Below are 15,560 nucleotides of genomic sequence, written 5' to 3'. Positions count from 1 at the left end.
AAATAGCGAGTAAAGTGCTGTCGTAGTCCACACCCAATTTCTGAAATGACGCCTGGGCAGTACGCCAAACAACAGCTTACTTCCCCTTCGATTTGAGATTCAGGTTCACGCGGCTGCACGAGCAGCGCACGGAATCCGGATGGCCGCGTGGCGTGATATATAGCCACGACTCGCATCCATCGCACCGGAAGCAACCGAGGAGCTCACGAAAGGCAGCAATCACTGGTTCAAAATCCTTGCGCCCGAAGTTGGCCCACTCGTTGTAGTGAACCGCCTTATTCACGGCCCATTGTTCGACATTGACGGCGCCGTTGCACGTCGAAAGCAACTTCTTCCGCTCCAGAGCGGCATCCTTCTCAGCACTGTTTCCCCATGACTGAGCCGCATCGGCCGCCTTGCCGCACAATTCGCGCAGCCGCACCAGAACGCTCGGCAGGAGTTCACCCAGTTCGTAATTTCCATCCGATTTGAAAATCGGGCTTGCCCCAAGATTGTCCGCCAAACGCCGCGCGACATACTCCAGGTGCCGGCGAAGCGTCCCTGCCGCCTCAGGCGCTTTATTCTTCGCAAGAGCTGCCGCGATATCGTCCCATACTTCTGCATTGGACTCGACGAGGGGCCCCGTTTCCACAGTCCATCCGTGAAACGAGAGCGATGTCTTGCCCGTCACCAGCCCAGCCGATCGCATCTGCTCCGCCCACAAGCGGTCATGCGTCGTGATGACGAACTGCGTGTTCGGAAAATGCGTCTTGAGCAGCTTGCAGAACTGGTACCGATGACCTGAGTCAACGGACATCACGACGTCGTCGAGGAGGGCGAGCGTGAATTTGTCTCCCGAGAGACGCTTCATCAAAGCAAGGTATAGGCAAACGCCCATGCCGTCCTGATGCCCCTCACTGTGAAAGGCCGCAGGCGGGAAGAGGCCCCGTTCGTAGAAGTTCACCGAGAAATCCAGCTTGCCAGCGGTCGGCGACAATTTGGCCGTGAATTTCTCCTCATCGCCCTCGTTGATCAGGCGATAGAAGGTGCTGAAGTCTTCCTGCACATCCTGATAGAGCGCATCGAGCTCCGCTTCCATCACGGTGCAGTAAGCATCATAAGCCACCTTCGCAGCTTGGCTTGCAGTCTCGGCGCGCTGCTTCCGTCGCATTGCCTCGCGATAATCATCAAGCCGAAGCTGTGCGGCCGAGAGAAACGTCTGCGCATCCACGGTTGCCGTTTGATCCGGCTTGGACTCCACGGTGGCCACCAGCGATGCAAGGACGTCGGCGAAGTCCTTCGGAGGTCCGGCCCAGCCGGACGTCAGACGCGGCTTCAGGCCAATGATACGCTCCATTTTACCAAGATCAGCCCGCAGCCCTTCGAGTTCCTTACCCCATCCCTCAATCGCCAATCGCGAAGCAGCATGATTCTGGCCAGCCGCGACGCGGTAGCCAGCCACGAGCAGCTCCCGTAGCTTGGCGCACTCGCGGGAAAGATCACCCGCGGAGGAGAGCATCGCTGCCTGCAACGTCGCAGCTTCCTCCGACTTCGCGAGTTTCGCGGCCAGGTGGCTCCGGAGATGATCTTCGTCGGCCCAGCGGTGATCGCACAGCGGGCAGAGCGGGCCGTCGACAAGGTCAAGTCCGCGCTCGACCAAAGCACGATGATGAAGGGCACTGAGCAGCGATGGATCGGACTCAAGCCGGGAAATGGCTGCGAGGATGGCATCCGCCGCAGGCGTTCCGGCCCTGGGAAGTACTGAAATCCCCTCGGACACCGCGTTGAGGTCCCTGAGTACAGCCTGCTTGTTGAAGTCTGGATCCTTGCCAGGTTCTGACAACCCCTGATCCAGCTTCGTGTCCGCCGCGAGCTTGGCGATCTCAGGCAGGTTTAGCATTTTGCGCCGGGCATTGACCGAGGTAAGGATTTCTTCGGGCCTGAACTCGCCAATATTGAGATGCCGCGCAAGCGTGTCGCGGCTTGACAAAGCCTGGCCCTCAGCGGCCTTCAGTGCGGTCTGCAGCCGATTGTGGGCCGTATTCAGGGCACCGCGAGTTTGCCCGACCGCATCCAGCTTGAGAATTGTCTGGATCTCGTCCGACCGCTTCGTTGGCTCTACCAAAATGAGCCGCAGGATCTCACGGCGAGACAGCGTGATCTCAGGATGCGAGGCGATCTCCTCGAATGCCGCCTTGATGGCAGGATCCTTTGGAGTGATTACAGGCTTCTTCGGTGCCGACACCTGGCGCGTGATGGATGCGGCCTTCTTCAGGGACGGAAAATACACCTCCAGCTTGACAAAGGCAGCATCGGGAAACTTCACCTTGTCGACGTGGGGCCCATGCTCGCTGACGGAAAGGTCCTTTGTACCGGGCCCCGTCAACCGGCCGATTTGCCCGGTCAATGCAAATTCAATTGCGTCGATCACGCCGCTTTTGCCCGACCCGTTAGGTCCCGAAATCGCGAACGTTGCCTGGTCAAGCCGGATATCCAGCTTGCGGATACCCCGGACTTCTTCGATATGAGCCGCGACAATCTTGATCATGCGACCTCACCGTCGTCGGACGAAAACAACTGGATGAGATCGTCCGGACGCAGTTTCCCCTCGGCGATCAGCAGACTGTGCAGCGCCTTGATCTTTTCTGCGCTCAGTGACTTCTTGTCGGTCAGCTCCGCAATGAGCTTCTCGACGATATTCTCGTGAATAGTCGACATGGTGCCGTTTAACCGCTTAAGGGACGTTGCTTGTTACGTGACTTCAGGATTCGTTGTTGACGACAAGATATCCCACATCCGCTCAAAACGAAGGTCCCGGAATTCCTTATACGAGGCGTTGTCGAAGGCGAGTTTCGACGGATCACCAGCATAGTCGGCTAGGAGCAGGTGCTTGGTGATGTTCATTCCTCCGGCCTTCATTCGGGCAAAATACGCGGCAGGCAGCTCAGCCTTTTTGCGGATGTTGTCAGTCGCTCCCATAAATCGCAGATTACCGAGATGGTTGATATCAGCACTTAAGAAACCCAATTTTGATCGCAGCATGCTCTGCGGATAACTCGTCCTGTCGCCCGTGGTCGATCATGATCGACGGATTAGCGAGGACAGCTTGATGGTCACACATGAGCAGCCAGGCCTACGCATGAACAAGCGACCCTTTCGATGCGTCGTACGAATCCTTCGAAAAAGGATTCCGAATCGCGTGCTGTTTAAAGGATTCGAACCGTCAAGGCTCGGAATCGTATCCACAGAATCGTACGGGTCGACTCGTTTAGGAATCGGCATCGAGTCTGGATTTATCGACGTTTTTGACGAATCACGGCCGAATCGATGATAGGACTTAGGATCGATTCTGTGAGTGGAATCAAGCTGATGGAACGGGACAACAAAATGTACATTGACTCGAAACCAAAGCCATATTTGGTTAGGGGTACACCTAGTCGAGTGATTTGAGACAGCAATGTCTGATTCTTAGATCAGGTGCAATTTCGTCAACCGCTGGAAAGGAGGGAGCCATGAATTGGCTTCTTTGCTGGAAGGTGGTCCTGGCGGCATCGATGACTATCGTGGCGATCAACGCCGGCATGATGGTCTTCGAAACGGCTCGGGGCGTCTACCACGAATGGAAGACACCCCGAGATAATGTCGGCAAGTAGGTCCTCCAGGACCACGCCCCTCAGAGTGTCAGCTCTGGGGGGCACCTGCCGGGGCCAGCATACTATGATTCGCGGGTTTTCCCGTCAAATCCGTGCTCACTTTCGGTCACAGGCCCTTGATTCCATTACAACTTTGGTTTCTGGCCCGATCACGCCACAGCGTGTTTAGCAAGCTTTCCGCGCCAAATACCACGCAATTATCCCCACCAAATCGCACGCTCACGCACACGTGCGGTACACTTCAAGTACACCAACGGCTCGGGCGCACGAGCCCCCATCACCTCTCGGCAAATGGATGCATTTCGTCCTTTTTGCACGCCACAGCTACCCGGCAGCTATGCTTAAGCTCTAGATCTCTTTGTTCCTGAAGAAGCCTGCGCTTCTATTGCCTCAGCGGGTCACGGTTCGGGCGCAGGCATGGGCGGGAAGACTCCGATCGAGGTATTTGGGGGTGCAAGACGGTGGCAAGAAGCTGCACGCTACGAAGCGGCCACGCAAAAACGGCGGCATGCCGCCGCCCGCGACGTTCGATATCGATACGCTGCCCTGTAGCTCCAATTGTGCGGCATTAGAGACGGCCGCGGTCATCCGGCGCACGCCTGGCGCGCTGGAGCGTGGCGGCGCGATCCAAACCACCCGCTGAAATGGCGGCTACGTCGATGGCCGGCCACTCTATCGTGTCGACGCGGTGCGCGACTACCTGTCCCAGTGCGACAAGACCACTAAGGCGCCTCAGCCGCATAATGCTCACGGAGACGGCCGAGGAGCTCTGCCTTGATCGGGTCAAGTGGATTCGTCCGCTGAAGGCGCACGATTTTGCCGACCCGTTTCGCGCCGACCAACTCCGCAATGTAGTCGTGAGCAGCTTCAAAGGCCATCTTGCGGATGATCCACTGTTCGTCGTGATTGTAGACCTGATCGATTCCGCTGGGCTTTTGCCCAACACATAGACGCTGGATTTCGTTGTCGTAGCCACAGCGTGACATGATGGTACGCAAGCTGCGCCTTAAGTCGTGCATGGTGAACTTGGCGACGCTCGCTTCCTTGACCAAGCGGTTGACCATCTTGGTGAAGCCGGACATCTGGCCGCCGGTCTTTGGCGACGGGAAGACATAGTCAGAGGTTGCCCGCTGGAAATGTTTCGCGGCCGTGAGCACCTCGTCAACCAGGTGAGTGCGCGGCACATCGTGGTGCAGTCCCATCTTGGTCCACGCCGCATCGAAGGTGATCCGGTCGTCCATGATGTGCTTTCGCCACTCGATCATGGTAGGCTCGCTGCGGCGCGGGCCGCCAAGCAGGCACATGCGTGCCAGGAGACCGAAAGCCCCGAGCTTGCCTGATGCATTCCAGACCTTGATGATTTCCTCATCGGTCAGAGCGCGCCCCTTCGTTCGGCGTCCGACCCTTTGCGCCCGGGTTTCCTTGGGCGCGCGATAGCCGGCGAGCGCGTTGTGCTCGACATAGCCCTCGCCGACACACCATTCGAGAAAGGTATGCACGTGCTTGCGCAAGTCCTTGGCTGCACCGCGCTTGCCGGTCTTGGCAATCTTGTCCACCGCAGCCATGATCTGCCGTCTCGTTAGGTCCCCTACGCCGGTCTCGGCGTGATCCTTGAGCCCGCGCCGCAGCGCCGACATTGCTGGCTTCCAGTTGACGACTTGACGTTCGGTCAAGGACATCTGGTAGGGACCATCTTCAACAATGAGGGCCGCGAGCGTGGTGCGCTGCTTCTCGGCTGCTTGTTGCCGCCTCGCCTCGCGCTTCGGGTCGTTCGGGTCCAAGCCCTTGACGACCTCGCCTGCGGCGATGGTGGCGGCCTTGCGCGCGGCCTTCTCACTATATTTAGGCCACGCGCCGAGGGTCTTGCGCTGGGTCCCCCTCACCCCCGGCTTGGTGAAGAGGTAGACCCAGGTCCGGCCGCCGGTGGCGCGCATGCGCAAGGCCAAGCCGGGCAGCTTGTCGTCGTGGAGATAATGCTGCGACTTACCGGGCGGCAGCGTTGCTTTGCGGATTACCGTATCAGTGAGTGTCAGCTGGTTGGCCGGCTCCGTCATGATTCATTCCCTCTCTCTGTGCCCGGTGTGCCCCCCAAGAAGGCGTTCAGCCCTCGAACAGAACCGGGCCTCAGACCTTCTCCTTGTTGTGTGCCCGCGGAGGGAGGATCCACAGACCCAAACAGAACCGAGTCTCAGACCTCCCCCGTTTTTTGTGCCCCAAGGGAAAACCCACGGCGGGCACAACGGGGGCATACAAAATGTAGTAAGGTCACCTATGGGCTCTTATGGCCAAGTATGGCCATAACCACCATCAACTAAAGGAATTTCTACATTCCAACTATGGCTGTATTTGGTTAACTGGGATCTACGGATTGTGGTTCACACGGGAGAGGTCCAAGGTTCGATCCCTTGTGCGCCCACCATTCACCTTCCTGAACTATCATTTGTTGCGGACGATAACCGACGCTCGGCGGCTGACTTCACCCGTCCAAATCAAAAACATCGAAAACAACCCCATGCACAGTAGCCGACCTCAGTCGGATCAATGTTACGGGATTGCGACTTTTCCGAAATAGAATTTGACTCGTCGGGCAAAACACCGGCATGATGGCATCATTGCAGGGGACCTGAAGCGCGATCGCATCAAGCTTCACGCAACCCGCGCCGGCCGCCAGGCGGCGTAGAGACCGACCAGCGTCCCGATAGTAACCAGCGCTGCGGCCAGCAGCAGCTGCAATTCTCCATCGTCCGTGGTGCCTACGGACGACACAAGTCTGGTCACCACGACGAACAGAATGCCCACAGAGGCTGCTGCGCCCACGCCGAGATAGGCGAGCTCGCGCGTCAGGTTGCGGCCGAGGAGTCCGAGTGCCGTGAAATACATCGCGCAGGCGTTGGGATGAAGGAACAGCGCAATTCGCGCGTAAGGACCGTAGGCGTCGAGGAGGGACTCACACCGGTTCAGTGCCGCCTTTGAGGCAATCCGCTGCAACAGCGGTCTGAAAAAACGAGCCTGTCCGTAGCTCAGAACGGCGCCCAGGATGATGGCCAACCACGCCACGATGAAAACGGAGACGTCCGCGGGCTTTGGATTGAGCGCCACGGACATCAGGATGAGAGCGGTTCCGGGGAAATAGCCAAAATACGGGAAGACCGCCTCCAGCAGCACGCAGACGAATATGAAGGCCGGAAACCACGCCGAGCCGGTCGCATCCTGGACGACGGCGTTCAGGTCGAAGAGATTTGTCCTGTACAGGACGAGGTACATGCACATGGCCAACCCGGCCAGCGCGTAAAACGGCAATGCTCCCGACAGAAACCGCCTCATCCAGCTATCGCGCCTTGTTGCGCGGACACAGCGGAAACCATCGATAAACGCCCCCTACCCAATCGACAAAATCTCGATCTCCTGCGCACCGGACCCCACGACATCCCCGACCGCCTTCCCCATCAACGACTTCGCCACCGGTGCCACGAATGAGATCGTGCCGGCCTTGGGATCGGCTTCGTCCTCGCCGACGATGCGATAGGTTTGCACGCGGCCATCGGCGCGGCTGAACGTCACCGTGCTGCCGAAGGCGACGACATCGGTCGAGGCCGGGGCGGGAATGACCTGCGCCGTGCGCAGCCGTTCGGTGAGATAGCGGGCGTCACGCAAGGGCACCGCCGACTGCCGGCGCTTTTCGTTGACGTCCTCGATGGCTTGCGCGGCTTCATAGGCCTCGCGCGCGTCCTGAAGCTTCTTTTGCAACGCCTGCAAGCCTGCTTCCGTCACGAGGTTTGGATGCGGCGAGATCGGCCGATCCGGCAACAGCGTCTCGGCGGCGGTTTCCGCGCTCTCTTCCTTGGTAAAGGCAACGCTCAAGTCGAAAATCCTGTCGAACTGTTCGGGCTCACGGCCCGCGCCTTCGCGCCGCAAGCAATCGCGGCGGGCAGAAGCTGGCGATCATCCCGGATCATATCTCAAGTACGACGAAACGGCGCAGCTTGAAAACGATGTCCGGCATGGCCTGCCGGAACCGCGTGGCATCCCGGAACGTGGTCGAGAACGGCGCGAAGGTGATCATCGCGTTCCAGTGCCTGTAGCCGTAGACCGTGACGGAGGCGCCGGTCGCCGGAAAATTCTCGAGCTTGCGCAGCTCACCCAGGACGAGATCGGCGATCGCTTCAGCAGGCAGCAACTGCTTGCCATCAGGTGTCGTGGCGATCTTCGCTGGCGGCTCGACTGACTTCGCGGGGGCCAGCGCCGCATCGAGCGCGTTCTCGGAATTTGTTTCGGGCTTGTCCTCGAGGTTGGCCGGCGGCGTATCGGCGGCGGGCAGCTCGACCAGCTCAAATCCGTTCGTCGGCGCGGTCGGCGGCGGAACCTCGATGACCGGCGGCGGCGCAACACTGTCTGCGGCGCGCCTGTTGCCTCCCAGGATGCTGCTGATCATCGCCACGAGGCCAGCATCCTTCACGTCGTCACTCATTACTCCCCCCAGGCTTCGACCTACTCTAGCACCGCTCGCGCGGACCGCCACTGGGGATGTATGGCCGGATTCCGTCCGGCCAAGGTCCTATTTCACGCGATGGCATTGGCGGCGCGATGCCCGATCACGCCGCGCTGCCGTGCGATCCGTCACTGCTTATCGAACGGAATGTATTGTTGGTATTGCTTCGGCACCGAGCTGCGGTAGCGCGCGGGCACCGTGCCGCTGTCGACCGAGTGATCGATCTCCTGCTGCCGCGTCATCTTCTTCTTCGCCGGCTTCTTCGACGCACTCTTTTTGGAGTCGGTCGGCTGGCTGGAGGTGTCGCTGGTTGCGCCCGGCGCGGTCGTCGTCGTTGCCGGCGCGGCGGTTGTCGTCGCAGACGCCGCGGTTCCGGCGGCGGCTGGTGCGCCCTGCGCCAACGCGAGTGGTGCCTGCATGAGAAGCGCCAGCGCTGCTGTCGCAGCCAGCAAGTATGATTTCTGCATTAGAACCTCCAAAATACCTGATCCGAATAAGGCAAGCGTATTTCTGCGGGATCGACGCGTGCAAGTCCGTTCACGATAGGCTCGAACCCCATGGTGAACTGTGGCCGAGATCACATTGCCGGCAGCAGGCTGCGTCATGATGTGCCTTGTCGCGAACGCAAAGCATTCTGGCGACACCAATACAGGCATGACTGCGCAACAGACGAGCCAGGCTCGCTGGCATTCCCACCCACTCGCTCTCGAAGGAGACTGACATGCGTCGCACCATCCTCACTCTCGCATCGCTCGCGGCCCTGCTCGCCGTAGCATCCCCGGCAGCCCAGGCACATCCTGCGAACGATCGATATTGCATCCAGGGCCGCTCGTGGGGTTACCCCGGCAATTGCCAGTTCGCCAGCTATCAGCAGTGCCTCGCTACCGCCTCCGGCACGTCGTCCTATTGCGGCATCAACCCGCGCTACGCGTTCTCGCAGCAGCGCGACTACTGACGAATTGGCGGCGTGCGCGTATGACGCGCGCGCCGCCACAATTTTTGCGTGAAGACGACCCGCTCCGCCGACGTGCCGGCGAATTGAAACTGTGCGAAGCCGCTTGCGTCCGTCGATGACGAGAATGTTATCCGTCATCAGCACCGAGAAATTCACGATGCGCAGCCGTGGCTTGCGGGCCAAGGCGCACCTTCCGAAAATTTCGATACCGGGCAATTGTGATCCATCTCGCTCGTGGCAGGCGTGATCGCGCCTAGGCTGCAAACTCCAGCGCGAGAAACCTTAGCCCGATCTTTCCATTCGACTTTTCAGGAAGGTGTTTCAATGAGCAGCCGCCACGCAATTGTTCCGCGCGGTCTGAACGCAACGCGTTCGCCGCTTTCGCAAGGCCGCTTCGGCCGCATGTTCCGCAAGCTCGCACCGGCCAAATTCGGCCCGAACGATTCCAACACGATCGCAAACCTGTCGGCGCTCGCCGACAAGATGGTCGCCGGCTTCGACGGGCCGAAGGACGGACCGGACGCGGAAGAGAGCGGCATTCCCTCGCTCTACACTTATTTCGGCCAGTTCATCGACCACGACATCACCTTCGATCCGGTCAGCTCGCTGACCAAGCAGCAGGACCCCGACGGGCTCGTCGATTTCCGCACGCCGTCGCTCGACATGGACAATGTCTACGGCCGCGGTCCGAACGACCAGCCCTACATGTATGACGGCATCAAGTTCCGGCTCGGCGAGAAGGTCACCGGCGCGGGCGTGCTCGATGCCGTCGATCTGCCGCGCTTCAAGGGCCGCGCGCTGATCGGCGATCCCCGCAACGACGAGAACAGCATTGTCTCGCAGTTTCAAGCCTTGATGCTGCGCTTTCACAACCGCATGGTCGACGACAATGACAGCCTGTCGTTCGAAGAGGTGCAGCAGCGCGTTCGATTCCACTATCAGTACGTGGTGCTGAACGACTTCCTGCCGCGCATCGTCCACGCCAGCGTGCTGGACCAGCTGAAGACCGCGGGTCGCTACGACCGCGGCAAGCTCGCTTACTACCATTGGAAGACCTATCCGTTCATGCCGGTCGAGTTCTCGGTCGCGGCCTACCGGCTCGGGCACTCCATGATCCGCCCCGGCTACCGGCTGAACGACGCGGCTAACATGCTGCTGCAGATCTTTCCCGATCCCAACAATCCCGACCACAACGCACTGACCGGCTTCCGAGCGATGGGACCAGGACGCGCCATGGATTGGGGCCGCTTCATCGATCTCGACACGCGCCCCTATGGCGTCGAGGACGACGACGCCAATCCCGACAACAAGAGGCGGCTGCAGTTTGCCTATCGCATCGATGCCTCGCTTGTGGACCCGCTGCGCAAGCTGCCGCCGGAAGTCGCCTCCAATCCGGCGTCGCTAGCGCTGCGCAATCTCGAGCGCAGCTGGCGGCTTGGGCTGCCGTCCGGCCAGGCCGTCGCCAAGGCGATGAAGCTGACACCGCTGACCGACGACGAGATCATCATCGGCAAGGCGGTCGACGAGCCGGGACCGGGCGATCCGCAAGTCAAGATCGCGAGCATCGCGAACGGCGTGTTCGCCGACAACTGCCCACTGTGGGCCTACATCCTCGCCGAGGCGCGGCAAAACGCGACCAACATGCCGATCTCCGCCACCGGCGGGCCCGCCACGGTCAAGACACCGCAGCTCGGACCGGTCGGCGGTCGCATCGTCGCAGAAGTCTTCCTCGGCATGATGTTCGGAGATAATTCCTCCGTGCTGTCGCTCGACCCGCAATGGACGCCGGTGACCGGCTCCGGCTTCGCGCTGAAGGACCTCGTCGCCTACGCGCTCGGCCAGGGCGATCCGCTGCATTGAGCGGGTGACGGACGATGATGATGCAAGGCCGCTCGTCATGCGAGCGGCCTTGTGACCCACTCGCCTCGACGCGCGGCGGATGGATCCTGGCAGGCGTGCTTCCCTAACGCAAATCCGTCCGCTTCCTGTTGACTCGCATCGCGAATGGAGAAATCCTTCAACAACGCAATTGCCATTGCCGATCTCAGCAGTACGAACTTCGGCGCCCTCGGTTTTATCGGCGCCATCTGACCAGATTTATTCTGAACAGAAACGGAGGGGCCGATGCGCGCGCTCGCCTTGAGAACCGTCTCTCTTCTCGCCCTCGCTACCTTAGGCTCGATTTCCGGCACGCCCGCCGCACGCGCGGAAGACGGGGCCGATGAGCAATTTGGCAAGGTGCACTTCCAGACTTCCTGCAACGAGGTGGCGCAGCGCCGCTTTGATCGCGGGATGCGTTATCAGCACTCGTTCTGGTACCGGCCCGCAAAGGAAATTTTCGAGGAGACGCTGCAGGCCGATCCGGAATGCGCGATCGCCTATTGGGGCATTGCGCTGAGCCTGCTGTACAATCCGCATTTTGCCGCGCCGAAGGAAAACCTCACCGGAGGGCTCGCCGCGCTGCAGAAGGCGAAGGCACTCGGCGCCAAGAGCGAACGCGAACGCGACTATATCGATGCGCTGCTGGCCTTCTATTCGGGCGACGAAAAGACGACGTTTGGACAGCGTGCGCAGGCCTATCTCAGGGCAACCGAAGCCGTCGCCGCGCGCTATCCCGATGATGACGAGGCGCAGATCGCCTACGCCATTACGCTGAACGTCACGGCGTCACCAAACGACAAGTCCTATGCCAACCAGCTCAAGGGCGCCGCTATCCTGGAGCCGATCTTCAAGCGCCAGCCGCGGCATCCCGGCGTCGCACATTACCTGATCCATCTCTATGACTATCCGGCGATCGCAGAGCAAGGACTCGACGCTGCTAAGCGTTATTCCGAGATCGCGCCGGCGGCACCGCACGCCTTGCATATGCCGTCGCACATCTTCACGCGCGTCGGCTACTGGAACGAATCCATCGACGCCAATAGCCGTTCCGCGAAGGCTGCCAAGGAGGGCAAAGACCCCAGCGAGCAGCTGCATGCCGACGATTATATGGTCTACGCGCTGCTCCAGCTTGCGCAGGACAGCCGAGCCAGCGAGGTCATCGCGGACATGATTGCGACCACTGGCTATGTGCCGGCTGTGCGCGCCGGTCCCTACGCGATAGCGGCCAGCCAAGCGCGCTATATGGTCGAGCGCGGTGATTGGCAGGGCGCCGCCGCGCTGAAGGTCGAGCCGAGCCGGTTTGCCTATGCCGATGCGATCACCTATTTCGCCCGCGCCCTTGGCGCCGCGCGCTCCGGCAATGCAGACGCGGCAACGGCGGACATCGCCAAGCTGGCGGAGTTGCGGGACAAGCTGCAGCAGGACAAGGACGCCTATTGGGCCGAAATCGTGGACATTCAGCGGCAGGTCGCTACAGCCTGGCAGCTCAACGCCCTGGGGAAGCAGGCGGATGCGTTGGAAGCGATGCGCCTTGCCGCCGATGCCGAAGACAAGACCGAAAAATCCATCGTGACGCCGGGTCCACTTGCCCCCGCACGCGAGCTTTACGGGACCATGCTGCTCGAACGCGGCATGGCGACGGAGGCATTGGTCGCGTTCGAAAGCACGATGCGCAAGGAGCCGAACCGATTTGGCGCGACGATCGGCGCCGCTCACGCGGCCGAGAAAGCGGGGGATCCTGTGAAGGCCCGCCAGTACTACGCGAAAGTCGTCGAAACCGCGAGAAATGGCGACTCGTCGCGAGAGGACCTCGCGGCCGCACGAAAGTTGATGGCTCAGAATTAGCAAAGATGTCGCGGCAACTTCCATGCGCCTGACAAGCAAGCTCGTTGCAACCAGCGCAGCCATCGCACTGTTCTGCTCAGCCACAGCGCTCTGGATATTGCGATCCGGTGAACCGGCACGCGCAACAGCGACCTCCGGCGAGGTTCGCCCAGTGTGGACGGAAATCGACTGGCCTTTCGGTGCGGATCCCTGGGGGAAAGGAAAAGCGTTCCGCTGCAAGGCCGCGGATTGCGGCGGCGAAGTCCAGCTCTACGTTCGCGCCAAGCTCGGCTTTTGCAATTGCGCCACCGGCATTGCCGATGACGGCGACCTCGAGCAGATGGGCGACCTGGCGCTGATTGGGAAGGCAACGCCGACGGCCGCCGGCCGAGAGATCCTTGTCGGTCCAATGCGCGGCCGCAGCCGGGCATATCGCGTCGAGGGGAACGCCAAGGCCGCGCTCTCACTCGCCTTCAATCAACGCTGCGACATGGTGGCCGCGACGGCTTTGCTCGCACCGGGCGGCACAGCGTCGCTCGAGCCGGCGGTGCTGGCGTTCCTCAATAGCGACCGCATGCTGAAATGGGCCGAGATCGCGCTTGGGCTATGACTCAAGGGAATAGCTGAATTAAAGGCGACAATTCGGCACACGCCTTAACGCGCCATCCCGAGGCCGACCTCCTCCAGCCGCGTGGCGAACCAGCGCGACAGCGGCTGATCGAGGACGCCGCTGACATAGACTTCCGAGATCGTCACGTTGTCCTTGTCCAGCACCAGCAGCACGCCGATCCAAAAGGCGAACCAGACATGCGCATCGGTCAACGCCATCAGCTTGTGCTGGTCGTGGTCGAGCGCGGTGTGATTGCTGGCCTTGCGGATCTCCACGGTGAGCAAATTGTTCGGGATCTCGCGCTGATGCACCACGACGTCAGGGTAGATCGACTTGCCCAGATGATCGTCGGTCGAGATGATGGTGCCGTGCGGCAGATGCAGCGTACGCTCGCCTAGCCGGTCGTAGTTGCAATCGACCGACCAGCCGGAGAACTGCTTCTCCAGATGCACAGCGAAGCGGTGCGTGATGGCACGCTCGCCGATGTCCTTCTCGAACAGGAATGTTTCGTGTGCGTAGAAGTCCCGGAGTGCCGCGATCACCTTGTTCAGCTCGGTCTGCATCTTGCCCCCGGCCCTCGGCGCTCCTGATGCGGTGCCCTACATCTGGACTTCGATCAGCCGCGGTCCGGGCTCGGCGACGGCCTCGGCCAGCGCCTTGTTGAACTCGTCCGCGTTGGTGACGGCGCGGCCGGGCACGCCCATGCCCTTGGCCAGCGCCACGAAATCCAGCGTCGGCCGGTCGAGCCGCAGCATGTCGTTGGCGCGCTGGCCGGGCTCGCCGGCGCCGACATTGTCGAACTCGCCGCGCAGGATCTGGTAGATGCGATTGGCGAACACGATGGTGACGATATTGAGATTTTCTCTCGCCTGCGTCCACAGCGACTGGATCGTGTACATCGCGCTGCCGTCGCCGACCATGCAGATCACCTTGCGGTCCGGGCAGGCGATCGCGGCACCGATCGAGAGCGGCGTCGAGAAGCCGATCGAGCCGCCCATGTTCTGGAGCCAGTCGTGCGGAGCAGCCGCCGCTGTCGGCGGGAAGAAGGCGCGGCCGGTAGTGAGGGATTCGTCGACCAGGATCGCGTTCTCCGGAATCGCATAGGCGATCGATTGCGCGATCGAGGCGTGGGTCAGTGCGCCGGTCGGCTTGAGCAGCTCAGCCGCGGCCTGCGGCTTGACGTCCTTCGCGCTGGCCTTCACCGCGCCGGCGAGCGCTTCCAGTGCAGCGACCGAATTCTCCCCCCAGGAGGTCATGCGATGCACCTCGCAGCCCTCGGGCTTGAGGATGCTCGGCTTGTTCGGATAGGCAAAGAACGCCACGGGATCGTCGGACTCGACCAGCACGATATGGCGGAACCTGGCCAGCATCTGCAGCGCGTTGTCGATCACGTAATGGATGCGGTCGATCGAGAAGCGGCCGCGGCCGCGCGCCATCCTGGGACGGAAGGTCGGGCCCATCACGGTGCAACCGGTCTTGGCGGCGATGCGCTCTGCCAGCGCCAGGCCCTGCTCGCTCAGCGCACTGCCGGTCATCAGCAGCAGCGTGCCCTCGCCGTCGCCGTGCAGGATCTTTGCGGCCTGCTCGACCGCCTGCGGCGAATAGCTCGCGCGCTGCTGCTCGGCCGGAACCTCGGCGATGCCGTCCGCTTCGTTCCAGGCGGTGTCGGCGGGCAGGATCAGGGTCGCGATCTGCGGCGGCGCGCTCTTGGCGGCGGCGATCGCCGCGGCACCGTCGGCAGCGACCGATTTGGAGTCCGGCGAAGTGCGGACCCAGGACGACATCGGCCGGGCCAGGCCCTCGATGTCGGAGGTCAGCGGCGCGTTGTAGTCGATGTGGTAGACGGCGTGCTGGCCGACGATGTTGACGATGCCGGAATTCGCCTTCTTGGCGTTGTGCAGATTGGCAAGGCCGTTGGCAAGACCGGGGCCGAGATGCAGCAGCGTCGAGGCCGGCGTGCCCTTCATGCGGAAATAGCCGTCGGCGGCGCCGGTCACCACGCCTTCGAACAGGCCAAGCACGCAACGCATGCCGGGCACGCGGTCGAGCGCTGCGACAAAATGCATCTCGGAGGTGCCGGGGTTGGAGAAGCAGACGTCGACCCCGCCCTTGACCATCGTCCGCACCAGACTTTCCGCACCGTTCATCCGTCAGCTCCCGCAACCGGCA

At 61.3% G+C, this 15,560-nt stretch carries 15 protein-coding genes; 5 read left to right on the top strand and 10 right to left on the bottom strand.

Annotated elements, in window-relative coordinates:
* Nucleotides 1-76: 76 nt before the first annotated feature.
* The 3 genes from RX329_RS07240 to RX329_RS07230 are packed head-to-tail and all read right to left on the bottom strand — an operon-like array spanning nt 77 to nt 3,021.
* Complete coding sequence (locus tag RX329_RS07240; RefSeq protein ID WP_317245562.1) at nt 77-2,527, bottom strand: AAA family ATPase; 2,451 nt, start codon at nt 2,525-2,527, stop codon at nt 77-79.
* The gene (locus RX329_RS07235) at nt 2,524-2,697 is read right to left on the bottom strand and encodes a hypothetical protein (RefSeq protein WP_247551762.1); all 174 of its coding nucleotides are present in this window, start codon (nt 2,695-2,697) and stop codon (nt 2,524-2,526) included. The genes RX329_RS07240 and RX329_RS07235 overlap by 4 nt, the downstream gene beginning before the upstream one ends.
* Before the next feature lie 33 nt (nt 2,698-2,730).
* A complete protein-coding gene (locus tag RX329_RS07230; RefSeq protein ID WP_317245561.1) occupies nt 2,731-3,021 on the bottom strand; it encodes a hypothetical protein in 291 nt (96 codons plus the stop codon).
* 470 nt (nt 3,022-3,491) lie between these two features.
* Between RX329_RS07230 and RX329_RS07225 the strand changes: the two genes are divergently transcribed.
* Entirely contained in the window at nt 3,492-3,632 is a 141-nt protein-coding gene (locus RX329_RS07225) for a hypothetical protein (protein ID WP_247551758.1), read from the top strand.
* A 722-nt stretch (nt 3,633-4,354) separates the two neighbouring features.
* Here RX329_RS07225 and RX329_RS07220 read toward each other — a convergent pair.
* From RX329_RS07220 to RX329_RS07200, 5 genes are all read right to left on the bottom strand, one after another.
* Complete coding sequence (locus RX329_RS07220) at nt 4,355-5,686, bottom strand: tyrosine-type recombinase/integrase (protein WP_317245560.1); 1,332 nt, start codon at nt 5,684-5,686, stop codon at nt 4,355-4,357.
* Nucleotides 5,687-6,278: 592 nt separating this feature from the next.
* Nucleotides 6,279-6,956, bottom strand: coding sequence for a hypothetical protein (locus RX329_RS07215; RefSeq protein ID WP_085360457.1), 678 nt, complete (start codon nt 6,954-6,956; stop codon nt 6,279-6,281).
* 54 nt (nt 6,957-7,010) lie between these two features.
* Nucleotides 7,011-7,493 (bottom strand): transcription elongation factor GreA, encoded by a 483-nt coding sequence (gene greA, locus RX329_RS07210; RefSeq protein WP_085349620.1) that lies wholly within the window; start codon nt 7,491-7,493, stop codon nt 7,011-7,013.
* Between the two features lie 91 nt (nt 7,494-7,584).
* Nucleotides 7,585-8,100 (bottom strand): hypothetical protein, encoded by a 516-nt coding sequence (locus RX329_RS07205; RefSeq protein ID WP_085349548.1) that lies wholly within the window; start codon nt 8,098-8,100, stop codon nt 7,585-7,587.
* A 149-nt stretch (nt 8,101-8,249) separates the two neighbouring features.
* The gene (locus RX329_RS07200; protein WP_085349549.1) at nt 8,250-8,588 is read right to left on the bottom strand and encodes a hypothetical protein; all 339 of its coding nucleotides are present in this window, start codon (nt 8,586-8,588) and stop codon (nt 8,250-8,252) included.
* 254 nt (nt 8,589-8,842) lie between these two features.
* On the opposite strand from RX329_RS07200, the gene RX329_RS07195 reads away from it, so the two are divergent.
* The 4 genes from RX329_RS07195 (at nt 8,843) to RX329_RS07180 (ending at nt 13,391) form a co-directional block, all read left to right on the top strand.
* Nucleotides 8,843-9,076: a DUF3551 domain-containing protein gene (locus RX329_RS07195; RefSeq protein WP_007596464.1), complete on the top strand. Its 234-nt coding sequence runs from the start codon at nt 8,843-8,845 to the stop codon at nt 9,074-9,076.
* Nucleotides 9,077-9,400: 324 nt separating this feature from the next.
* Complete coding sequence (locus RX329_RS07190) at nt 9,401-10,936, top strand: peroxidase family protein (RefSeq protein WP_085360459.1); 1,536 nt, start codon at nt 9,401-9,403, stop codon at nt 10,934-10,936.
* A 264-nt stretch (nt 10,937-11,200) separates the two neighbouring features.
* Nucleotides 11,201-12,802 (top strand): hypothetical protein, encoded by a 1,602-nt coding sequence (locus RX329_RS07185; protein WP_085360461.1) that lies wholly within the window; start codon nt 11,201-11,203, stop codon nt 12,800-12,802.
* 22 nt (nt 12,803-12,824) lie between these two features.
* A complete protein-coding gene (locus tag RX329_RS07180) occupies nt 12,825-13,391 on the top strand; it encodes a hypothetical protein (RefSeq protein WP_085349551.1) in 567 nt (188 codons plus the stop codon).
* A 44-nt stretch (nt 13,392-13,435) separates the two neighbouring features.
* On the opposite strand, the gene RX329_RS07175 is transcribed toward RX329_RS07180, so the two are convergent.
* Entirely contained in the window at nt 13,436-13,954 is a 519-nt protein-coding gene (locus RX329_RS07175) for a hypothetical protein (RefSeq protein WP_085349552.1), read from the bottom strand.
* Between the two features lie 36 nt (nt 13,955-13,990).
* Nucleotides 13,991-15,538, bottom strand: a complete 1,548-nt coding sequence (locus RX329_RS07170; RefSeq protein ID WP_085349553.1) for an acetolactate synthase large subunit — start codon at nt 15,536-15,538, stop codon at nt 13,991-13,993.
* Nucleotides 15,539-15,560 lie beyond the last annotated feature (22 nt).

The organism is Bradyrhizobium sp. BWC-3-1 (genome assembly GCF_032917965.1).
Lineage (GTDB): Bacteria > Pseudomonadota > Alphaproteobacteria > Rhizobiales > Xanthobacteraceae > Bradyrhizobium > Bradyrhizobium canariense_D.
The sequence above is the reverse complement of the archived record's forward strand: the minus strand, read 5'-3'. Positions and strand labels throughout refer to the sequence as shown.